At 41.1% G+C, this 23,001-nt stretch carries 19 protein-coding genes; 4 read left to right on the forward strand and 15 right to left on the reverse strand.

The window, feature by feature from the left end; translation table 11 throughout:
* Positions 1 to 14: 14 nt before the first annotated feature.
* From FC19_RS02920 to FC19_RS02975, 12 genes are all read right to left on the reverse strand, one after another.
* Positions 15 to 785 carry a VOC family protein gene (locus tag FC19_RS02920; protein ID WP_057875497.1) on the reverse strand — a complete coding sequence of 257 codons (771 nt, stop codon included), beginning with the start codon at positions 783 to 785 and terminating at the stop codon, positions 15 to 17.
* A 1-nt stretch (position 786) separates the two neighbouring features.
* Positions 787 to 1,593, reverse strand: a complete 807-nt coding sequence (locus FC19_RS02925) for a pyrroline-5-carboxylate reductase family protein (RefSeq protein WP_057875498.1) — start codon at positions 1,591 to 1,593, stop codon at positions 787 to 789.
* Between the two features lie 360 nt (positions 1,594 to 1,953).
* Positions 1,954 to 3,093, reverse strand: a complete 1,140-nt coding sequence (locus FC19_RS02930; protein ID WP_057875499.1) for a trans-sulfuration enzyme family protein — start codon at positions 3,091 to 3,093, stop codon at positions 1,954 to 1,956.
* A 63-nt stretch (positions 3,094 to 3,156) separates the two neighbouring features.
* Positions 3,157 to 3,927, reverse strand: a complete 771-nt coding sequence (locus FC19_RS02935) for an epoxyqueuosine reductase QueH (protein ID WP_057875500.1) — start codon at positions 3,925 to 3,927, stop codon at positions 3,157 to 3,159.
* Positions 3,928 to 4,043: 116 nt separating this feature from the next.
* Complete coding sequence (locus FC19_RS02940) at positions 4,044 to 5,060, reverse strand: lipoate--protein ligase (protein WP_057875501.1); 1,017 nt, start codon at positions 5,058 to 5,060, stop codon at positions 4,044 to 4,046.
* A 47-nt stretch (positions 5,061 to 5,107) separates the two neighbouring features.
* Entirely contained in the window at positions 5,108 to 6,235 is a 1,128-nt protein-coding gene (locus FC19_RS02945; protein ID WP_057875502.1) for an SGNH/GDSL hydrolase family protein, read from the reverse strand.
* Positions 6,236 to 6,335: 100 nt separating this feature from the next.
* A complete protein-coding gene (locus tag FC19_RS02950) occupies positions 6,336 to 7,349 on the reverse strand; it encodes a lipoate--protein ligase (RefSeq protein WP_057875503.1) in 1,014 nt (337 codons plus the stop codon).
* A 17-nt stretch (positions 7,350 to 7,366) separates the two neighbouring features.
* The gene (gene lpdA, locus FC19_RS02955; RefSeq protein WP_057875504.1) at positions 7,367 to 8,773 is read right to left on the reverse strand and encodes a dihydrolipoyl dehydrogenase; all 1,407 of its coding nucleotides are present in this window, start codon (positions 8,771 to 8,773) and stop codon (positions 7,367 to 7,369) included.
* A gap of 7 nt (positions 8,774 to 8,780) precedes the next feature.
* Positions 8,781 to 10,124, reverse strand: a complete 1,344-nt coding sequence (locus tag FC19_RS02960) for a 2-oxo acid dehydrogenase subunit E2 (RefSeq protein WP_057875505.1) — start codon at positions 10,122 to 10,124, stop codon at positions 8,781 to 8,783.
* An 11-nt stretch (positions 10,125 to 10,135) separates the two neighbouring features.
* On the reverse strand, positions 10,136 to 11,113 hold the full coding sequence (locus tag FC19_RS02965; RefSeq protein ID WP_057875506.1) for an alpha-ketoacid dehydrogenase subunit beta: 978 nt from the start codon (positions 11,111 to 11,113) through the stop codon (positions 10,136 to 10,138).
* Between the two features lie 2 nt (positions 11,114 to 11,115).
* The gene (pdhA, locus tag FC19_RS02970) at positions 11,116 to 12,225 is read right to left on the reverse strand and encodes a pyruvate dehydrogenase (acetyl-transferring) E1 component subunit alpha (RefSeq protein WP_275453144.1); all 1,110 of its coding nucleotides are present in this window, start codon (positions 12,223 to 12,225) and stop codon (positions 11,116 to 11,118) included.
* A 353-nt stretch (positions 12,226 to 12,578) separates the two neighbouring features.
* Positions 12,579 to 13,511 (reverse strand): glycosyltransferase family 2 protein, encoded by a 933-nt coding sequence (locus tag FC19_RS02975; protein WP_057875508.1) that lies wholly within the window; start codon positions 13,509 to 13,511, stop codon positions 12,579 to 12,581.
* Positions 13,512 to 13,724: 213 nt separating this feature from the next.
* Between FC19_RS02975 and FC19_RS02980 the strand changes: the two genes are divergently transcribed.
* The gene (locus tag FC19_RS02980; protein ID WP_057875509.1) at positions 13,725 to 13,955 is read left to right on the forward strand and encodes a hypothetical protein; all 231 of its coding nucleotides are present in this window, start codon (positions 13,725 to 13,727) and stop codon (positions 13,953 to 13,955) included.
* A gap of 67 nt (positions 13,956 to 14,022) precedes the next feature.
* Here FC19_RS02980 and mnmG read toward each other — a convergent pair whose 3' ends face one another.
* Positions 14,023 to 15,927 (reverse strand): tRNA uridine-5-carboxymethylaminomethyl(34) synthesis enzyme MnmG, encoded by a 1,905-nt coding sequence (mnmG, locus tag FC19_RS02985; protein ID WP_057875510.1) that lies wholly within the window; start codon positions 15,925 to 15,927, stop codon positions 14,023 to 14,025.
* A 36-nt stretch (positions 15,928 to 15,963) separates the two neighbouring features.
* The gene (mnmE, locus tag FC19_RS02990) at positions 15,964 to 17,352 is read right to left on the reverse strand and encodes a tRNA uridine-5-carboxymethylaminomethyl(34) synthesis GTPase MnmE (RefSeq protein ID WP_057875590.1); all 1,389 of its coding nucleotides are present in this window, start codon (positions 17,350 to 17,352) and stop codon (positions 15,964 to 15,966) included.
* A gap of 934 nt (positions 17,353 to 18,286) precedes the next feature.
* Here mnmE and FC19_RS02995 point away from each other — a divergent pair.
* Genes FC19_RS02995 through FC19_RS03005 form a run of 3 tightly spaced genes read left to right on the forward strand, consistent with a single transcriptional unit; the run spans position 18,287 to position 21,408 of the window.
* Complete coding sequence (locus FC19_RS02995; RefSeq protein WP_057875511.1) at positions 18,287 to 19,330, forward strand: branched-chain amino acid aminotransferase; 1,044 nt, start codon at positions 18,287 to 18,289, stop codon at positions 19,328 to 19,330.
* A gap of 29 nt (positions 19,331 to 19,359) precedes the next feature.
* Complete coding sequence (locus tag FC19_RS03000; RefSeq protein WP_057875512.1) at positions 19,360 to 20,442, forward strand: PTS sugar transporter subunit IIC; 1,083 nt, start codon at positions 19,360 to 19,362, stop codon at positions 20,440 to 20,442.
* A 48-nt stretch (positions 20,443 to 20,490) separates the two neighbouring features.
* Entirely contained in the window at positions 20,491 to 21,408 is a 918-nt protein-coding gene (locus FC19_RS03005; protein ID WP_057875513.1) for an L-lactate dehydrogenase, read from the forward strand.
* Between the two features lie 155 nt (positions 21,409 to 21,563).
* On the opposite strand, the gene FC19_RS03010 is transcribed toward FC19_RS03005, so the two are convergent.
* Positions 21,564 to 22,988 carry a glutamate synthase subunit beta gene (locus FC19_RS03010; RefSeq protein WP_057875514.1) on the reverse strand — a complete coding sequence of 475 codons (1,425 nt, stop codon included), beginning with the start codon at positions 22,986 to 22,988 and terminating at the stop codon, positions 21,564 to 21,566.
* Positions 22,989 to 23,001 lie beyond the last annotated feature (13 nt).

Raw genomic sequence — 23,001 nt, forward strand, 5'->3', positions numbered from 1 at the left:
TTATTCCATCCTTTTTAAAAGTTAAACACAACTTTGTCTATTTTGATTGTTTGATTCCGCAACTCCTCATTTGCACCTGTGAACTCCAAACTTGTTAAGTGATTCTGTGACCCTTGCACAAATCTGAGCTGACGCCCATTAAGCTCGATCAATGCTGTTTTGCTGTCCGTTTTCACGGGCAACTGCAGCAGCTCACCCAGTTTTCCAGCTATAACTTGTGGTTCAGCAACCTCGAATTCGGCTGCCAAAACTTTTAAATTACCTGCGGGATGGTCAACGATCAGACCTTGTTTAGTCAGCTCTGCCAAACGATTCTCGTCATTTCCTGCCCATTGAATAAAGAAAGGATAGGGCAGATCAGGTGCAAGATAATCATTGATGAAGAAGATTTTCCAACTGATCAGCTGTCCGTGCGGATCTAAACGTTGCCCTTCTTCAATCTCGCTGACTAAAACATCTTTTTCTTTCAAACGCTGGTGGGTCTTTTCAATATCGTTCGAACGAATAGCAATCGTGTTAAAGCGCTGAGTACCCGCTATATAGTCTTGAATTGCGTCATAAACGGCTGACCCATCTGTGCGTTTAACGGTTCGTGCGCTTTTTTTGTCCGCAACGGTAATTAATTCAATATAGTTTAGTCCAAAATATCCCAGCGCGTTTCCCGTTCCCCAGCGTTTGTGTTCCCCTCCATGTTCAAAAACAATTCCTTTTTTCTTAAATACTTTGATTGCTGCATTCAGGTCAGTAATATTGACCATTGTATGATCCCAATTAAGTTCTACCATTTTAACCCTTCTTCCCCAATTCAGTTGTTCGCTGCACAGCCGCCAATACTGCATTCTGAATTCCAGCTGCAAAACCACTGGCGTCTATTTCATGCTGAGCATTAATTCCGACCCCGCCAGCAGAATTATTGATGTCTAACAACTCATATGGATGTTTACCTGTCAGTTCAAGAAACTTAGCTGCTCCCTTCAAATTCTCAAGCGCAATCGCATTGGCTTGTTTACGTGAAAGGCCACTGAGTACGCCCGCATTCGTCAAAGCAATGTAAAAATTATAGACATAATTAGGACCGCAAACCGCATAACCTGTATAAAGATCGATCTGTTCTTCTGGAATGAAATCAACTTTGCCGAAACTTTCCAAAAAGGGTGTCACTAGCTCACGTTCAGCTCTTTCCCCAAGAGTAACTCCAGAATATCCGTAGCCTGTGTCTGTTAGGGTGTTAGGGATAATACGCGTAAATGCAATTTCTGTATTGCTTGCTGTTTGAAGCTGAGTCAATGTCACTCCCGCGATAATTGAAATGACCTGTGCTGATACTTCAGCAGCTCCAATTTGTGCCGTTATTTTTTCCCAATCATCCTGAGGACGAACGCCCAGCAGAACGATCTCAGCTGATTTCAGTTTCTTCTCGTTAATCGTTGTCTGTGCATCAACTCCATAATTTTCATGCAGATAGTTGACTCTCTTCTCTGAAACATCCGTTACTACAGTTGCTTCTGGTTCTATAATTTTGTTTCTCAATGCTGCCCGTAAAATCGCCTCGACCATTTGTCCTCCACCAATTGCATAAACTGTGACTGTCATCAATATTCTCCTCCCGATTCTTTCATAGTCTTTACATGCGACAAAAAGAACCAGCGATCTACGCAGACCGCTGGTTCTTCATCGAAGATATATTAAGATTGTGTTGTCCGACCAACTACACTCCTAAACCACTCTCCAATTTAGATTTCCACACCAATCTACGTTTTTAAGTACACCAAAACACATGTTACACATTGCGCAACATGAACTAACACTCATACACATGACTTGTTGTTTGTAGTTTGTGTTTTGGTTCAACATAGATTTGTGCTCCTTCTTAATTAAATAAAATTTAATCTTCTAATATTTCTTTAATAGTACATGGTGGATATTCGATTGTCAATAATTTATTGAGAAAAATTATTGCGCTAAAGCCTGCTTAAGATCAGCAATAAGATCGACCGCATTCTCAAGACCGACTGATAAACGCAACAGCTTTGGTGTAATACCTAAGCGCAATCTCTCAGCCTCTTCCATGTCGCGATGTGTCTGAATATAAGGAATAGTCAATAGGCTTTCGACTCCGCCTAGGCTTTCAGCGAATGAGACTACTCTCAGTCTTTTGAACATTTTGTCAATAATATCTTCATCCCGTACATAAAAGCTCACCATTCCTCCTTTGCCAGGATACATTATCTTTTCAACCTGCGTTTCCCGTTTCAAATATGAAACAACTTTTTGTGCATTAGCTGTGTGTTCACGCATTCTTAAGGGTAATGTTTTCAAGCTCCGCAATAGCAGCCATGAATCAAAAGAAGCAAGTGTTGCACCCGTTGTCTTATAGTTAAAGGACAGCTTCTCGCTAAGTCCTTGCCCACGAACAACTACGACCCCACCTAGCAAATCATTATGTCCTGAGAGATATTTAGTCGCACTATGCACGACAATATCTGCTCCTTGAGTAAGCGGTAACTGATAAATAGGTGTATAAAAAGTATTATCGACCATTACTAGGATTTTCGGATTAACAGCGTGAACCATGTCTGCAACAGCTGCAATATCAACTTCCTTCATAGTTGGATTAGAAGGTGTCTCAATCCAAACAGCTCGTGTCTCAGGTCGAAGCAAATCATGTAACTCATCAAGTTTTTTCCCATTCCATTTACTAAAACGAATACCATATTGTTCGTCTAATTGGTCAAAATAACGGAAGGTCCCTCCATATAGATCGTCCAGCGTTACAATATGATCACCAGTTTTAAAAAGACTGAATGCTAGCTGTATCGCTGCCATCCCTGAACTTAAAGCAAATGCCTGCGTACCATGTTCTAAAGTAGCCAATGTTTCAGAAAGGACCTTTCGTGTTGGTGTTTCCAACCGTGAATAAGAATACTGCTTATGTTCATCAAAGTTGCGGATATCGTCCAGATCCTTATGGCGATAGTTTGATGACAAATATATCGGAGTTGAGATTGACTCGCGCGAATCTCCGTCATTGCGATTCCCCGCTTGCGCTAAAATGGTTTCAACTGCAAACCGATCCTGGTTTCTTTTATCCATATTTATGTAGTCCCCCTGAATTTTATTTTGCAAAGATACTCTTTTCCAGTTAATTACCGTACTTCATTCCTTTGCTTCATCGTGATAGACAAATTTAATATCTGGAAATTCTTTGACAGCATCTTTACCTTGCATAAAAGCTCTTGCTTCTTTGCGGATCTGTGGCAAGTCAATCCCCTGAGCCTTTGCTGCAAAGATGCATCCACAATAACACTGTCGATAGACATCGTATTCTTTGCACATTTCAACAGAACGCCTATAACCGTTATTTTTTTTAAAGTCACTTGGTAGGTACTTAGTTGTATAAAAGTTTTGAACATGAATTCCTACACGATTAACGACTTGCGAATTTTTGTGCGGGCTGATTGTCAGCGCACTTCCAAAATAGTCGAACCCAAGCTCAACTGCTTTAGCCGCAACCAAGTCCAATCGATAATTAAAACAAGCCTCACAACGCTGACCGCCCTCCGGTTCTTTTTCAAGCCCCCTAACAGCTTCAAAATATTTCTGCGGTTCATATGGAGCTGCGATGAACTGAACATTATTGTCTGTCCGTGTATTAAAGTCAGTAATGAATTTTTGCTGCACATATTCGCGCCGCTTATATTCATCCCGCGGATGGATGTTAGAATTAGCGTAATAAACTGTAACATCAGCATACTTCGTTAAGTATTCTAGCGTATAGGTACTGCATGGAGCACAACAACTATGCAATAGAATCTTAGGCCTGACATTCTGCTGTTGCCAATTCCCTATCATTTTTTGCAAGATTTTATCATAATTGATTTTTTGATTTTGGTTCATTCTATCCAAAATCTCATGCAAATCGATCATTTTTTCACCCTCATAGAAATAGACCATATTTTTTTTAGATTAGTATAACATAATCACCTCATCGCTCAAGTTCTTTTCCAAAATGATATTTCCTCTCGACCCAAGCATCAAAGTTCTTATAGGGTAAACAAGAGATCCGCTATTTGTCTTGCATTTAATCCTTGAAAGTAACTATTGATATCATTTGCTGCCAATATTTTCATGATTTTGCTTGGCTCAAAGGGCTGACCAACTAAAAGTTTCTCTAAGTTTGTAACATCCCTAGTACCAAAATAGTCACCCAAAAACCTTATATTCTTTATCTTGCCGTTTTCCACCAAAACACGTGCATCAATTGTTCCACTTGCAAAATGGTACCTCTTTTTAAGAGTAAACCTAGGTGAGTGTCCGTAGACCCAATCCCAATTACGATAATACTTTTGCTCTAACTTCTTAATTTCTGCTTGATCATCCAGCGTTAAATGATAGGCAGATTTTTCAGCTGCACTCATAGATTCTGCGCCTAAAATACTTCGAATTATAAAATCTCGAAACTCCTCCGTTGTAATTTTCTTATATTTTTCTGCTAAATACGGGCGTAGATTCGTAACTCGGCTGCGGACCGACTTAATGCCCTTTGACTGTATTTTATCCTTCGGAACATTCAAAGCCTTGGCAACTTCGTTCATATCTACATCTAGCATCAAAGTCCCATGCGAAAATGTTCTGCCTGCTCTTGTATACATTGCATTACCGGAAAACTTCTTTCCATCTACCACAATGTCATTTCGACCTGTAACCACAGCACCCGTAACACCTAGCCTGTGAAGTGCTGTAACAATCGGCGCAACCATTGTTTTAAAATCACCAAAGCGCTGTTTGTCTGCTTTAACGATGAAACTAAAACTCAAGTTGCCCAAATCATCGTACATTGCACCACCGCCCGACAAACGCCGGGTAACAACGATATTCTTATCTCGACAATACTGCTGGTCGATCTCCTCTAAAGTATTTTGATTACGTCCAATAATTATGCATGGCTTTTGAATATAAAACAGAACTAATGGCAATTCAATATCTTTTTTAGACATCAAGTATTGCTCTGTTGCCAGGTTTGTCCTAATATCGAATGTCGGCATCGCTAAATACTTCATAATCTCACTTTCTTTCTTGAAATTAATTAATCAATAATTCTCCGCAACTAATCTCCTGCGCTAATCTTGGCACAAATCGCTGCTGCAATTTTCTGGCCGCCGCGCTTATTTAGATGAAGATGGTCTCCAAAGTCATACTCAGCCTTCAAACAGTGATTTTCATCTTCTACTATCCGACTGCAATCTATTGTTTCTGGTAGAAGATACAACTGCTGATTGATTTTGAACCGTTTTTCTACCGCTTGAATATATCTGCTTGTATGTGGAACCGTACCGTGGCCTAAGCTAAACGGTAAAATAGTTCCTAAAATAAATCGGCTATTACGTTCAACTAATGTTCTTCTTAGTTGTAAGATTCCTTGTAAAAAAGTTTCGACTGTAACAGTTTGCCCTGCCGCTTCCTTACTCAGTAACGGCATAAGTAAGTCGTTCGAACCGATAAATGCGATTGTCCATATCGGGTTTATTTTTTGCGCTTCAGTTGAGGCCCTCTTTAGCAAACTTAGTCCGAAGGTTTGATAAAGCTGTTCATCATCAGGTGCGTCATACAAGAGCCTTCCGCCTGATATTCCAGTATTCACGACAACTACTTCCTCGGGATAAGCACGATACATTACCTCAGCTACACTAGCTGAAATTTGCCCCATCTCAACCAGTGAATCACCTGTCATATTTATAATCCCAGGCATATTATCGGTTAGAATATTAATTTCATTTAAACAGAACCATCCCCTGCGTGCAGTCATTGAACGTTGCAGGTGCGGTAGCCCTTTATAGTTGCGCACAAAAGCTGCATTAGTCATTGTTGTATCATATGTGCAGCAAAAATCAGAATATGTTTGTTTAACACAACTGCTGAGTTTCACATAAAGTTTCATACCAGCACTTACTTTCAACCAAACTGGATCGCTCATGATAATCGTTCCCTGCACAATTTCTGCCCTAGCTACACCGTTAAAAGTTGCTGTTTGTTTCACGTGAAACTTTTCATCCAAAGAAACCTCTACTTTTTGAAAAACAAGTTTTGTCTTCCCATATAAATTAGATAAGTTCAGGCGAACAGCTTTTCCACTGAGATTAATTACAGCTTGAATAACCTCCGTTAGTTCTGGAAATGTAAAAGGTAATGTTCGATAATTATCACAACTGTGATACCATCCTAGTTTCCATTCCACTTTGATCACTTCCTTCCAAGTTATGTTCCTTCTTGCGAAAATAAAAAGGCCGGAATTATACTTATCTCCAGCCCTTTGTAGCATTTTGTTAATGATATTATCAAACCGTTAACAGTTCGATAACATCATCTCTAGGAATACCTTGAAAATATTGATTGAGATCAGTATCCTCCAATGCTTTTTCTATTTCGTCTTTTTCAAACATACACCCTGTTAATATTTCCTTCAGTTCTGAGACCAGATGAGTCCCAAAAAAATCACCGAAGAATGTAATGCTCTTTATCTTACCTTTTTCAACTAAAACACGAGCATCAATTGTTCCGTTTGTGAAATGTTTTCTTTTTTTAACAGTGAATTCTGGTGACTGACCATAGACCCAATCCCAATTACTGTAGAATTTTTCTTCAAGCTCAGCAATCTTTTTTTCATCATCTTCAGTTAATTTATATTCATACTGCCCAATTTGACTAACGTCATCAACACCTAAAACGTTTTTTATTAGTAAATCACGGAATTCCTCCGTAGTGATATTTTTATATTTTGGTGACAAATACGGGCGTAAATTCGTCACCCGACTGCGGACAGATTTAATACCTTTTGACTTTATTTTGTCTAATGGAACATTCAATGTTTTAGTGACTTCATCTGTATCTACATCCAACATCAGTGTGCCATGCGAAAATGTCTTTCCTCCACGGGTATACATCGCGTTTCCAGAAAATTTCTTCCCATCTACCACAATATCATTGCGCCCTGTAACTTCAGCACCGGTGACGCCCATCTCATGAAGCGCATCGACGATCGGCGCAACCATTGTTTTGAAATCACCAAACTGCTGACTGTCTGCATCAACGATAAAACTAAAACAGAGGTTGCCCAAATCCTGATACATTGCGCCACCGCCCGACAAGCGTCGTGTGACCGTAACACCATTTTCCCGGCAATACTTTTGATTAACCTCTTCCAGTGTATTCTGATTACGTCCTACAATAACACATGGTTTTTCAATATAGAATAGCAATAATGGTAATTTTAACTTGTTATTATTCATCAAATACTGCTCAGTTGCCAAGTTTCTCCTAATATCAAATGTCGGCATCGCTACATACTGCATATACGTACACTTCCTTGTCAGATATTAATTGGTAAGCCCAAGCCTAGATCAGCTACATCCATAATAGCCTCGCTGACACTTGGGTGGGGATGAATCGTCAGAGCAATATCTTCTATTGTTGCACCACTTTCAATCGCCAAGGTCAGCTCCGTAATCATATCGCTGGCATTGGGACCGACAATTTGTGCGCCAACAATAGCCTGGCTTTTTTTCTCAAAAACAACCCGCACAAAGCCATCGGTGTTATTCATCGAAATAGCACGTCCATTTGCTGCAAAGGGAAACTGTGCCTTTTTAACATCCAATCCTTGTTCCTTTGCTTCTTTAACAGTCAGACCGGTTGTCGCGATCTCGCTATCTGTATAACAGACAGCTGGCATTGCATGATAATCAACTGTTCCCTTCGAACCAGAAATAGCCTCCGCAGCTATTTTGCCCTCATAACTGGCTTTATGTGCAAGTGCAGCTCCTGCAACAACGTCGCCAACCGCATAAATATTAGAAATGTTCGTTCTCCCCTGAGCATCTACATCGATCAAACCGCGCTCATCTATCTTTACGCCTAAATGTTCCAAACCCATGTCAGCTGTGTTAGCACGCCGTCCAACACAAACCACACAATAATCAGCACGCAACTGTTTTTCTTTTCCGTCAACTTCGAATGTTACAGTTACTCCGTCATTATCCTGTTCTGTGTTTTTTGCCATTGCCTTAGTATAAATGTCTACATGCTGTGAACTGAAGTGATGTTCAACAACCGCAACAAGATCACGCTCATAGTTTGCCAAGATTCCGTCGGTTCCTTCCAAAATTGAAACATGTGCGCCTAGGTTAGCATAAGCAGATGCCAATTCACAGCCAATATAGCCGCCGCCAACAACTATCAATTCTTTTGGAACTTCTTCTAATGCTAGTGCTCCCGTTGAATCCAGAACCCGTCCTTTAAATTTAAAATTAGGAATTTCAATTGGATGACTTCCCGTTGCAACAATCAGGTTATTAAAGGTATATGTTTGCGCACGGTCATTGTTAATAACACGCAGGCTATGTTCATCCTTCAAAAACGCACTGCCCCATACTACATCTATGTGATGCTTCTTAAACAAACTGGCTACACCGCCAGTCAGTTTATCTACAACTCCTTCTTTCTTCCATCTTTGCGTCTGCTTAAAATCCAAAGTCGCTGCAGTAACGCGCAAACCCATGTCTTGTGAACTCATTGCCGCTTGATAATGATGTGCTGCTTCAATCAAAGCTTTAGATGGGATACAGCCGACATTCAAGCAAACACCACCAATGAACTCGCGTTCAATAACCGTCACTTTCTGTCCCTTTTCAGCGGCTCTGATCGCCGCTACATAACCACCAGGTCCCGCGCCAACAACAACTGTATCTAGCTCAATCTCAAAATCTCCTACTACCATATTGTCGTCATCCTTCCATTAATAAAAGTTCTGGTTCGCTCAATAATTCATTCAGACGATTGAGCGCCCTCTGAGCAGTCGCCCCATCAATCACACGATGATCGAAAGATAACGATAATTTCATAACATACGCTGCTTTTACCTCATCATCTGCTATTATAGGTTCTTTCTTGATTCTACCGACTCCTAAGATCGCCACTTCGGGCCAGTTAACAATCGGTGTGAAGAATCCACCACCGATTGAACCAATATTCGTTATGGACATGCTGCTATGTTTCATGTCATTTCCGCTCAGCTTGCCTTCTTTAGCTTTCTGAGTATTCTCACTTATCTGGCGTGCAATCGTAAAGAGACTCTTTTCATCTGCATGTTTAATATTCGGAACAAGCAACCCCCGGTCTGTATCTGTCGCAACACCGATGTTGATATAATTGCGATAAGCAATTTCTTGTTCCGCCATATCAACTTTAGAATTAAAAATAGGATATTCACGCAAAATAACTGCCAATGCTTTCACGATATAAGCCAAAAATGTTAAGCGAACATCCCTATTTGCCGCCATTTCTTTATATTTTTTGCGATGTGCCCATAGTTTATCTACCACTACGTCATCAAACACCGTCACATGTGGAATTTCGCTCTTGCTGCGAACCATTGCCTTAGCAGTTGCTTTGCGAATACCAGACATTTTTTCCCTTGTTTCCGGCCAATCACCCGCAGCTGCTGCTGATACAGTCTTTTCGGTTTCCTGTTTTGCTGTTTCAGATGTAGCTGCTGTTGGTCCATTTTCAAGAAAAGCATCAACATCCTCACGTGTAACATGTCCATGTTTGCCAGTTCCGTTGACCTGCCGTAAGTCGACATCCTGCTGACGGGCATAAAATCTGACAGCCGGCATTGCTAGAACCGGCAAGGTGCGCTCCGGTCTATTCAAGGTCGTTTCTTCTTTAGAGTCTTCTTCATGCTTGGGCGCTGTTTCCTCGACATCCGCTTCTTTCGCTCGTTCCGGTGCAGTCGTAGAAGCTGGCGCAGCCGGTGTCTGTTCAGTAGATTCCGGAGCTGGTTCCTTTGGTTCAGAATCCTCTGCTTGCGCTCCAGTGGGAAGATCCCCCTCTATTTCAAACTCCACCAGCCCTTGCCCTACCTCTGCCGTTTCGCCTTCCTCGACTAAGATTTTTTTAATCGTTCCCGAAACTGGCGAAGGGATCTCTTCAACTGATTTATCATTTTCGATTTCCAATAAATCATCATCTTCTTTTAAGACATCGCCTGGTTTAACATACCATTGAGCAACGGTCCCTTCAGAAATTCCTTCACCAATGTCAGGCAACTTGAATTGGTATACGCTCATTTTTTTGCCTCCTAGAAATTTATGTTTTCTTTTACCTTATCAATAATATCCTGTTTGTTTGGCAGCCAAGCGCTCTCGGCTTCACTGAAAGGATATGGTGTATTCGGTGCAGCAATTCGACCGATAGGGGCTTCGAGATAGAGAATCCCCTTCTCTGCAATCGACGCAGCAACCTGCGCACCCACACCAGCTTGTTTCTGAGCTTCTTGGACTATAACAACCCGTCCAGTTTTTTTGACGGAGGCTAAAATTGTCTCTTCATCTATCGGAGAAACTGTTCGCAAATCGACAACCTCAGCTTTTATACCTTGCTTGGCAAGTTTTTGTGCAGCTTTCAAGCTCTCACGAACCATTGCACCATAGGAAATAATGCTTATGTCCGTACCTTCCAGTGCAACTTGCGCTTTATCAAGTGGAACTGTATATGCCCCTTCAGGAACTTCTTCTTTGAATGAACGATACAGTTTCATATGTTCTAGAAAAACAACCGGGTCATTTGAACGAATCGCGGAAATCAATAATCCTTTTGCGTCATATGGATTGCTTGGAATAACAACACGCAACCCAGGCATTTGTGCCACAAGTCCTTCTAAACTATCAGCGTGCAATTCCGGAGTGTGCACCCCGCCGCCAAACGGTGCTCGGATCGTAACCGGCATCTTTCGCGTACCACCTAAACGAAAATGCATTCGTGAAATATGACCTGCGATTTCATCCATTGCTTCATATACAAAACCAAAAAACTGGATCTCGGGGACGACCCGGAACCCTTGCAGTGCAAGCCCTGCGGCTAAACCACCGATTCCAGACTCAGCTAGTGGTGTATCAAAAACACGTTCATTTCCATATTTTTCATGCAGTCCTTCTGTCGCACGAAAGACTCCGCCATTTTTCCCGACGTCTTCACCAAAAACTAAGACCTTTTCATCACGTGCCAGCTCTTCATCCAATGCCTCCGTGATGGCTTTGATCATTGTTTTTTTAGCCATAATTATTTGGCCTCCTTTGCTTCATAATACTCAACTGCTGCTTGAATATTAGCAGGTACTTCCTCGAAAGTATTCTTTAAATATTCACTGATCTTCTGTTGCGGCATATTCTCCACTTTGTCAATCGCTTCATTAATTTCAGTCTTAACCTCTTCAACGTATTTTTCTTCTTGTTCTTGTGACCATAAGTCCTTCGCAATTAAGAATTTACGCATCCTAACAAGTGGATCTTTCTCCCGCCAAAAATCATCTGTTTCTTTAGTCCGATAACGTTTCGGGTCATCTCCAGACAAAGTATGCGGCCCATAACGATAAGTTAAAGTTTCGATCAGGACAGGCCCATTTCCATTGATCGCAAAATCACGGGCAGCTTTGGTCACTTCATAAACTGCCAGCGCGTCCATTCCATCGACTTGAACTCCGGGAATACCTGCAGCAACAGCTTTTTGTGCCAATGTTTTAGCAGCTGTCTGCTTTTCACGCGGAACTGAGATGGCAAAACCGTTATTTTGAACAATGAAAACTGCCGGTGCTTGAAATGCTCCAGCGAAGTTGATGCCTTCATAAAAATCGCCTTGAGAAGTTCCGCCGTCACCTGTATATGTGTAGGCTACATTTTTTTGTCCCTTCAGCTTAAACCCAAGCGCCACACCAGCAGCTTGAACGTACTGAGCTCCAATAATAATCTGCGGTGGTAAGGCATTGAAGTCTGCTGGGTATTTATTACCATCAACGTGTCCTCGTGACCAGAGAAAAGCTTTATATAATGGCAAACCATGCTGCACTAACTGTGGGACATCACGATAGGCCGGTAAAACAAAGTCTTCTTTTTCCATTGCAAAATTAGAAGCTATCTGACTCGCTTCTTCACCCGCAGTTGGCGCATAGAACCCCAATCTCCCTTGCCGATTTAACTTAGTTGAACGTGTATCTAACGTCCTTGACCAAAGCATCTGTTTAAAAAGTTCTATCAATTCCTCATCACTTAAATCAGGCTGCCATTCAGGATCAATAATCTTCCCCTCTTCAGACAGCAACTTAATAGTTTCAAATTCATCGCATTGCTCTTTTAACTGTTCAAAATCAATAATTTTTTTGGACATTTTTTGCAACCTCCTTATATGAATTCACCACGGCGCTACCTACTAGATAACACAACCTTTAACATAATAAAAGCAATTAGAACTCTGCGTTATCGTCGGCATTTCATGAACCGCTTACATTTTAATTGTACCGCCTTTTGTTTTAAAACAAAACATTGTTGATTCTTTAACATGTTGAAGAGATGGTTTTTCTACTCTAAGCTTGATTATATATCAAAAAAATTTTTTCTTGCGGTTCCTTTGTGATAAATAAAACAATATTTTGCACAACCAAAAAAGCATTGGTCCTTTACATACCTCAACCAATGCTTTTTTAATATACGTATATGTCTCTATTCGTACCTAGTGTAAACCTTAAAAATTTATTTTTTCTCTCTAACGATATAGTTTGGACGATGCTTTGCCTCAAGATAAATATTAGCAATGTATTTGCCGACAATCCCTAGGCAAAATAGCTGCATCCCCCCAACTAAAAGAATAATAGTTACTAACGAGGCCCAGCCATCAACGCTTCCACCATACAGCAATTTGCGTATAATGATAAAAAGCATCGCTAACCCTGAACCCATAAATGAGAAAAAACCGACAAACGATGCGATCGAAAGCGGAGCATCTGAAAAATTGACTATGCCATCTAAAGAATATTTAAACAGTTTCCAGAATGACCAAGATGTGCTGCCAGCCACCCGGTCACGATTCTGATATTCCAAGTATTTTGTCTTAAAACCGACCCAACTGAAAAGACCCTTCGAAAATCGATTATACTCACTCAGCTCAAGGATAGAGTTCACAACCTGTCTAGTCATTAACCGATAATCCCGTACCCCGTCAAGTATCGGTGTATTTGAGATTTTATTAATAATTTTATAGAACATGTTGGAAAAAAATGAACGGACAGGTGGTTCACCACTGCGGTCTGTTCGCCGTGTTCCTACCACGTCATAACCTTCATCCTCAATTCCAGCAAGCATTTCTGCCAATTGTTCTGGCGGATCTTGAAGATCAACATCCATTACCGCAATATAATCGCCTGTTGAATAACTTAATCCCGCGTACAAGGCTGATTCTTTACCAAAGTTCCTGGAAAAAGATACATAATGAACATGTTCAGGATCTTTTTGCTGCAATTCTTTCAATTCTTTTAAGGTATCATCCCTTGAACCATCATCAATAAAAATATATTCAAGTTCATTACCTCTGAGTTGTTCTTTGACACCCTCAAGTGCCTTGTAGAAAAGCGGTATTGTTTCTTGTTCGTTGTAACAAGGTACAACGAGTGAAATTAACTTATTCATTAATTAGTATCCCCTCATCGACTCAAATCTGATAATTTAATATAACATAAAATTTATCTGCTCAGTCTCATTTTTACTTCCACTGATTACTATGCTGATTATACAGCCTTTCGCAATGATTATTAACCCTAACCGGTTCTTTTATTTTTCAATCACAAATTTCTTCAAAAAAGGTATAATAACCTTATACTAACTCGGATAGGAAGATGTCAATTGGAAAAAGTCAAAAAAAAGCTGCGTTTAGCATTCGCAATTCTAAGTGTTTTTTTTATTCCCCTGCTGCTTGCAACTATCTGGGCTATCTCAACTTCAAACAAATGGATTATTCTTAGCATCTTTTTAGTCGACTTTTTTTATCTGACAGTTGAGTCAACGCTACTTTCTATTCTAGTATTTGAAACACGCAGAAAGAAAAAGGAAGTCAAAAAAGAAGTAAACAAATAGAAAACCCGCACCTTGTTTATCGTACCCCCGATCTGCAGGATTGGACAAACTGATGCGGATTTTTTAATTAAACTTTAGCAATTTTACCTTGCTCAATATAAACGGCTAAGATAGACAAATCAGCTGGATTCACACCACTGATACGACTAGCTTGTGCCAAAGTTGCAGGCTGAATTTTTTTTAGCTTCTGTTGCGCTTCGGTTGCAAGCCCTTCGATCGCATCATAGTCAATTCGATCGGGTATTTTTTTAGCTTCCATCCGCTTCAGCTTTTCAACCTTTTGATAAGCTTTTTTAATATATCCTTCATACTTGATCTGAATCTCAACCTGTTCAATGACTCGGAGATCTAAAGGCTGTTCAGGTGCAGGTATAAATTTTAGCAGATCAGCATAACCGATTTCTGGACGTCGCAAAAACTCGTTTGCCAACACTCCATCCTTAAGCGGTGCATCGCCTTTAGAAGCTAAGAACTTATTGACCTCAGCGTTAGGCTTAATTCTAAACTCCCCTAAACGCCTTTTCTCAGCCTCAATAGCTGCTTTTTTGGCTTCAAAGGCTTCATAACGCTCATTTGAAATCAAGCCCAATTTGCGGCCTAATTCCGTTAACCTTAAATCAGCATTATCGTGACGTAGGATCAAGCGATACTCCGCCCGCGAAGTCAGGAGTCGATAAGGCTCGTTTGTCCCTTTCGTAACTAGATCATCTACCATCACACCAATATAGGCATCACTGCGTTTTAAAACGATCTCCTCTTTACCCAGCGCGTGGCAGCCGGCATTAATCCCAGCCAGCATTCCTTGACCTGCCGCTTCTTCATAACCAGAAGTCCCATTTGTTTGCCCAGCGGTGTATAAACCGCTGATCAATTTTGTTTCTAGAGTTGGCCGCAATTGATAAGGCGAAACAATATCATATTCAATCGCATAGCCAGGGCGCATCATTTCAGCTTTCTCCAGACCTTTAATCGAATGAACCATCTTCTGCTGAATTTCTTCAGGCATCGAAGTTGAGAGCCCTTGCAAATAGTATTCATCCGTATTACGTCCTTCGGGTTCAATAAAAAGCTGATGGCGCGGCTTGTCTGCAAAACGGACGATCTTGTCTTCTATAGAAGGACAGTAACGCGGACCAACACCCTCGATAACTCCAGAGAACATCGGGGCACGGTCAAGATTGGCTCTAATCATCTTATGCGTCATTTCATTGGTATAGGTCAACCAACACGATAACTGATCCTTGACCGCAAGATAATCTTCATCATTTGACTCAAAACTAAAATGATTAGGATCAACATCACCTTTTTGTTCTTCTGTTTGGTCATAATCGATCGTATTCCCGTCAACACGCGGCGGTGTCCCTGTTTTGAATCGTTTCAGTTCAAATCCCAATCTTTCCAGATTACCTGACAATTTCATCGATGGCTGGGAATTATTTGGACCGGAAGAATACATTAATTCTCCGATAATAATTTTCCCCCGAGCCGCTGTTCCGGTGGTTAAAACTACACTCTTTGCACCGTAACGAGCACCGGTATTGGTAATAACACCTTTGACAACACCATTTTCAACAATCAAGTCATCAACAATTCCTTGCCGCAAAGTCAGATTAGGTTCACGCTCAATTGTATGCTTCATCTCAATTGAATACGCGCGCTTATCAGCCTGTGCACGCAATGCACGGACTGCAGGGCCTTTGCCGGTATTAAGCATCCGCATTTGAACATAGGTTTTGTCGATATTGCGGCCCATTTCACCACCAAGTGCATCCACTTCCCGGACAACGATTCCCTTTGCGGGCCCTCCAATTGAAGGATTGCAGGGCATAAAAGCCACCATTTCAAGATTAATCGTCATTAAAAGTGTCTTATTACCCATCCGAGCCGCTGCCAAAGCCGCTTCGCAGCCAGCATGACCAGCACCGACTACAATCACATCATATGTTTTACTTACATATTGTTTTACTTCCATTTCAATCTCCCACTATACATTTAAAGATTAGTTTTATCATTTTCCTAAGCAGAACTGACTGAATAACTGATTCAAAAGTTCATCTTGGTAACTATCACCAGTAATTTCGCCTAGAAGTTCCCAGCAAGTTGTCATATCGATCTGAACTAAATCAACCGGCATGTTTGCTTCAATTCCTTGCAGAACATTGTCTAATGCATCCTCAGCTTGGTTAAGCAACGCGATGTGGCGTGCATTCGTAACCATGACTGTTGTCTGACTATTCTCAATGCCACCAAAAAACAACTTGGCAATTTTTTCCTCAAGCTGGTCGAGTCCCTCGTTTTTTAAAACGGAGGTTGTCTGTACCTCATCTGTCCCAACTCTTTTTTTCAATTCTTCAATTTCAACTTGCTGTGGCAGATCAACCTTGTTTAGAAGAACAATTCTTTTTTTATCATCTGTCAAACTGATTAATTCCCTGTCCTGTTCTGTTAGTTTTTGACTGCCGTCAAGAACCAGCATTACCAAATCAGCCTGTTCGATAGCTTTTCTCGAGCGCTCAACACCAATTTTTTCAACCTTGTCAGCTGTATCATGAATCCCAGCTGTGTCAATCAGCTTTAAAGGTACCCCATGAACATTCACGTATTCTTCAATTACATCACGCGTTGTTCCGGCCACATCTGTTACAATTGCTTTATCTTCATGCAGCAAGTGGTTCAATAAACTGGATTTCCCCACATTCGGCCGTCCAACAATAGCCGTCGCCAGTCCTTCTCTTAAAACCTTGCCCTGTTTAGCTGTCTGCAGCAGCTGCTGGATTCTTTTTTTCACATCAACTGCTTTTTCCTTGAGGAGACGAGTTGTCATCTCCTCGACAGCATCATATTCAGGATAATCAATATTAACTTCAACTTGTGCTAATACATCTAAAATGTCTTGACGCAGGTTCTTAATAAGATGCGACAGATTTCCATCTAATTGATTCAAGGCAACTTTCATCGAACGATCAGTTTTAGCTCTGATCAAATCCATTACGGCCTCAGCTTGTGAAAGGTCTATTCGCCCGTGCAGAAAAGCACGCTTAGTAAACTCTCCAGGTTCGGCAAGGCGAGCCCCATTGCTTAGTAACAACTGCAGAATACGATTAGTTGCTACTATCCCGCCATGGCAGTTGATTTCAATTATGTCTTCACGTGTGAATGTCTTGGGCGCCCGCATAACGGAAACCATTACTTCATCGATTTCTTGTTTTGTTTTCGGATCAATAATATGTCCATAGTTAATGGTATGACTTGAAACTTTCGAAAGGTTTCTTCCTTTAAAAACCTTCTTTGCGACATTGATTGCTTCTTCCCCACTTAAACGAACAATTGAGATTGCCCCTTCACCTGGCGGAGTAGAAATAGCAGCAATCGTGTCAAACTCTGTCGTTGTCAACAGCTCTCCTCCTTTTAGACAATAAAAAAAGCGCCACTCCACGCCAAAAAACGTGGACAAAGCACTTTGACTACTTTATCAATTAAGATAAGAATGATTGCTTATAATATACTTTCAAACACAAAAATTGTCAACAAGTGTACCTGACTTCTTAAAAAACAGTCTATGAACCAAGCCACCGTACACATCAAAACAACAGCCAGACTAAGGAACATCATTCAATGTCCTTAACTTCCCTGCTGTCATTGGCAAAAACTGCTACATGTGATAACCAGACCACAATACGAGCTTTTCAATGCAGCACAGTCCAACTGCTGTCTATAAGGGATACTCAATTGAGGATGTCTCATCCGCTGTATCTAAGAAACAACCAAATCTAACAACACCTCTCAGATCGTGATCCCTTACTCCACTAATTGTAATCGTTTATTATAATAAGTTCAATCATTATAAAAATTTTTTTCATAACCTTCCTATATTGCGTCTATGTGTTGCAGATTAAGTAGTTATTTTATTTTCTTGAAGTGCTTCTTATAATAGTTTGTTTTAATTTTGAAAAATGATAAAATGATATTTTTATTAAAAAATACTTGCAATTTTAATTTTGTTGTATATAATTAAGTTTATCAATTACAAAGTGGAATTTAAAAAGCAATGGAAGGGAGTTAGACAGCATGTCACGAACTTGTAGGACTATGTTAAATGAAAGTTTTTCTGCAGTTGCATACCTAGTGAGCCTAGTCATTATTAGCACGCGCGATGTGTTGTTTAATGTCTCGGCTGATTAAATCTGAGAACATTAACTCCATCGCGCTAAGGTAATCTTAGGCGATGGAGTTTTTTTAGCACCTATCGCTTAGTCTCATAGCGATAGGTGCTTTTTCATTAATATTTAATCAAATAGCCGCTTTGTAATAATTAGAAGGAGGAATTTTTTATGACTATGTCAGAACCAAAAGCAACTAAACCTGAAGAAATCGACTGGAGTAATTTGGGATTTAATTATATGAACCTTCCTTATCGCTATCGTGCCTATTGGCGTGATGGAAAGTGGCAGGATACTGGTTTAACTGAAGATTCAAATGTAACGATCAGCGAAGGCTCAACCTGCTTGCATTATGGTCAAGAAGTTTTTGAAGGACTAAAAGCATATCGCTGCAAAGATGGCAGCATTAATCTTTTCCGTCCTGACCAAAATGCTAAACGTATGCAGAAAAGCTGTGAACGTTTAATGATGCCTCAAGTTCCAACTGATATGTTTATCGCTGCTCTAAAGGAAGTTGTTCGAGCAAATGAGGCATACATTCCTCCATATGGTTCAGGTGGTACACTCTATCTTCGTCCATACCTGATCGGGGTCGGCGGTAACATTGGTGTCCATCCTGCTCAAGAATATATCTTCTCAATTTTTGCGATGCCCGTTGGTAATTACTTCAAAGGCGGCTTAACACCTACGAGTTTTGTTGCATCTGAATATGATCGTGCTGCTCACAAAGGTACCGGTGCAAGCAAGGTCGGTGGTAACTATGCTGCTAGTCTTTTCCCTGGTCAGCTTGCACATAATGATGGTTTTTCCGATTGTATCTATCTTGATCCAATTGAACACAAAAAGATTGAAGAAGTGGGCTCAGCAAACTTCTTTGGAATTACAAAAGATGGTAAGTTTGTTACTCCTAAGTCACCTTCCATTCTGCCTAGTGTAACTAAATATTCACTGCTTTATTTAGCGGAACATCGGTTCGGTATGGAAACTGAACAAGGTGATATCTTTATTGATCAGTTAGATCATTTTGCAGAGGCTGGTGCTTGTGGAACTGCAGCTGTTATTTCCCCTATTGGAGGATTCAAGTATGGTGACAAATACCATGTCTTCTACAGTGAGACTGAAGTTGGCCCTGTAACACATAAATTATACGATGAATTGACCGGCATCCAGTTTGGTGACGTTAAAGCACCTGAAGGTTGGATCGAGAAAATTTAGTTAGCTTATACTTTAAAGGAGTGTTAATTATGGAAAATGCTGAGGCAAAATCAAATCCAACTGTTAAGGAGTATGCATACCGTATTACTGCCGCAATCGCTAATGCTGTCTTAGTAACATTAGGAATTGGACTTTTATTACAGACGTTTGCTTCTTTTGTTCATTGGAACGCGCTTTATCAAGTTGGTTTAATAGCAAATAGTTTGCTTGCCCCAGCACTTGGTGTCGCAGTTGCTTCTCAGCTGGGAACGAATTCACTGGTTATCTTCAGTGCAATGATCTCATCGACAATTGGTGCAAATGCTATTCACTTTACAACAAGTGCTGTCAATGGAACTACAGCCACCGGTTCTAGCCTAATGCAGGCTGCCGGTTCGATTACCCTCTCAACAGGTCAGCCGATTAGTGCTGTTCTGGCTGGCTTGATTGCTACTTTAGTGGGTAAATATCTGACAGGAAAAACACCTTTAGACATGATGCTGGTCCCGCTTGCAGCAACCTTTATCGGTGGAGTTGCCGGCTTAGGGCTGGCTGCTGTCACCACTCCATTCTTACTGGGTGTTAGTGCTTATATTGCGGAAACAATGCAAGTGAATCCGTTAGTTGGTTCAATCTGTGTTTCTGTGGTCTGGGCGTTGTTCTTGATGACCCCCGCTTCTTCTGCCGCCTTAGCGATTGCCTTGACGCTTGATCCTATTTCCTCCGCTGCTGCTTTAATCGGAACAACATCGCAGTTCGTTGCCTTCACCGTTATGTCTTTCCGGCAGAACAACATTGGAGCAAATATTGCACAAGGTGTCATCACGCCTAAGGTTCAGTTTCCTAATCTGCTGATTAATCCTTATCTCTTATTGCCATCTATGTTATCTGCAGTTGTCTGTGCGCCGATCGCGACGATCATGTTTGGTTTCCGCTCGACCTACAAATTGGCTGGCTTGGGACTTAACTCATTTATTGCTCCTTTAGCCTATGCTGCACAAGGTTGGGGTAGTTTCGCGGTCTATATGTTTACCGGTGTTGTTTTGCCGGCCATCATTTCACTTGTTGCTTACAGCATGATGAAAAAGGTTGGTCTTATCCAAGACAATCAGTTGCATTTGGAAATTGTTTAATTACCAACGAATATTTTATTACTAATTTTAGAGAGGGACTTGTTTTTTATGGGAAGAAAATACGCAATTATCGGCGTTGGACACGTAGGCGCAACGATTGCTTTTGCACTTGTTACCAAGGGTGACGCAGATGAATTGATTTTGATCGACAAAAATGAAAAGAAGGCTCGTGCAGAACAACTTGATTTGAAAGACGCAACCGCACGGCTTGAAACTCGACCGAAGATCAAAATTCAAGACTATTCTGAGTTAGCTGACACAGATATTTTGTTCGTTACCGCCGGAAACATTCACGCGCTTGATCACGCTAGTGGCAATCGTTGGGCAGAGTTCGAGTATACGCGTGAAATCGTAAAGGATATCGCACCTAAAATAAAGGAAAGCGGCTTTCATGGTGTTTTAATCGATACAATGAATCCCTGTGATGCAATTTCGCAATATCTCCAAAAAGAAATTGATCTACCTGGATCTCAAGTCCTTGGCACAGGTACATTCTTAGATACTGCACGAATGCAGCGAGTTGTCGCAGAGCAGTTCGATGTCGATCCAAAAAATGTCACCGGCTTTGTCTATGGCGAACATGGCGAATCACAATTCGTTGCTTGGTCAACCGTTAAAGTTAATGGGCTTGATGTTATCCCACTCGCAGAGGCACGTAATATTAACCTCACGGAGCTTGAGTCGCAAGCAAGATCTGGCGGTTGGGCAGTTCATTCTGGCAAGGGTTATACAAGTTATGCAATTGCAACATGCGCAGTCAAATTAAGTCGTGCCGTTCTAGATGATGCACATCTTATGTGTCCATGTTCTTCTTACAATAAGAAATACGATTCCTACGTTGGACAACCCGGAATCATCGGGAAAAATGGTGTCGAGGAATTGATCGACATTCCATTACCTGATGAAGAGGAAGCAAAATTAGCTAATTCTGCTGCAACAATTCGGGAAAAATTTGCAACAATGTAACTCCAAAAAATTTGCTTATTAGTTTCTGACAAAACACTTTTCAACTTCTAATTATTATAAGGTATTGAAAAAGAAGCCTGCCACAAAGTATTTAGCTTTGTAGCAGGCTTCTTCTCTATATTGTCCTTATTCATTAACTTACACTCAAATCAGCCTTAGACATGAACCTGACAGGACTGGTCCACTGTATCTGCAACCATTCTTCCTTCGTGAATCCCCCAAATAACGAGACTAGGTCCACGACGTGCATCCCCTGCCACATAAATCTGTTCTTGATCCGTTGTATAGTCATCATTAACTTGTGTAATATTAAAGGCATCCAGTACACTTTGCTGCGCTCCAGTAAAGCCCATCGCTAGCAAGACAAGATCAACCGGTTGTTCCTGTTCAGTTCCTTCAATTGGTTTAAATAACCGAACCTTACTGGTAATCATGCTTGCCACTTTACCCTTTTTACCTTTAAAGCCCACTGCAGTCATCTCATAGGATGTAAGGACTCCACCAAATAATTCTTGAGCCTCTTTTTGACCATATCCCAGCTTAGAAACCATTGGCCACTGCGGCCACGGATTGCTAGCCAAACGTTTCTTTGGTGCCTGCCGTGTAATCTCAAGCTGACGCACCTCAGCAGCACCTTGACGTACTGCTGTTGCAATACAATCATTACCTGTATCTCCACCGCCAATAACAACAACCTTCTTACCGGCCAAAGCCTTAGTTGCTTTCGTTCCATCCTTGATAACCTGTTTTGTAGCTAAAGTTAAATAATCAACCGCCTGCATAATTCCTTTCAATTGACGCCCAGGAACATCCAAGTCACGTGCAGACCGTGCACCAACAGTCAGGATTACTCGTTGAAACTCTTTTTTCAGTTCCGCCGCCGTAATGTCTACACCTACTTCGGTGTTTACCTTAAATTTAATTCCCAATTCTTTCATAACTTTGACACGTCGCTGCACAATTTCTTTAGGCAGTTTCATATTAGGAATGCCATACATAACCAAGCCACCGGGGTAGTCGTCCCTTTCAAAAACAGTAACTGTATAACCTAATTTGTTCAATTCCCAAGCTGCTGATAAACCAGCCGGGCCACTACCTACAACAGCTACTTTAACTCCATTTCTTCTCAAAGGTGTCCCGCTGTCTTTAACCCAGTCGAATTTAAAACCTTGTTCAATAATGAACCGCTCGTTATCTTTAATCGTAATTCCTTTGCCATGCAAGGCTTCATTACAAGCAACTTCACACGGTGCTGGACAGACACGCCCCGTGAACTCAGGCAATGGGTTGGTTTTCGTCAAACGCTCAAAAGCACGTTTGTCTTCATTACGATAAACAAGATCGTTCCATTCAGGAATTAAGTTATCATTAGGACATCCACTAACGGCACGTCCTCCTGCGTAAAAGAAACCTACGTGACAATGGGGTACCCCGCAATTCATACATCGTGCAGCCTGCTTCCGTCGTTCATCGTCACTCAAAGCATTCTGCATTTCCTCAAAATCCTTGATTCTTTCCTCCACTGGTCGGATGGGATTATCGACACGTGCGTATTTCATAAAACCAAACGGATCTGCCATTTCGCTTCCTCCC

It is taken from the genome of Liquorilactobacillus aquaticus DSM 21051 (assembly GCF_001436755.1).
GTDB classification, from domain to species: domain Bacteria; phylum Bacillota; class Bacilli; order Lactobacillales; family Lactobacillaceae; genus Liquorilactobacillus; species Liquorilactobacillus aquaticus.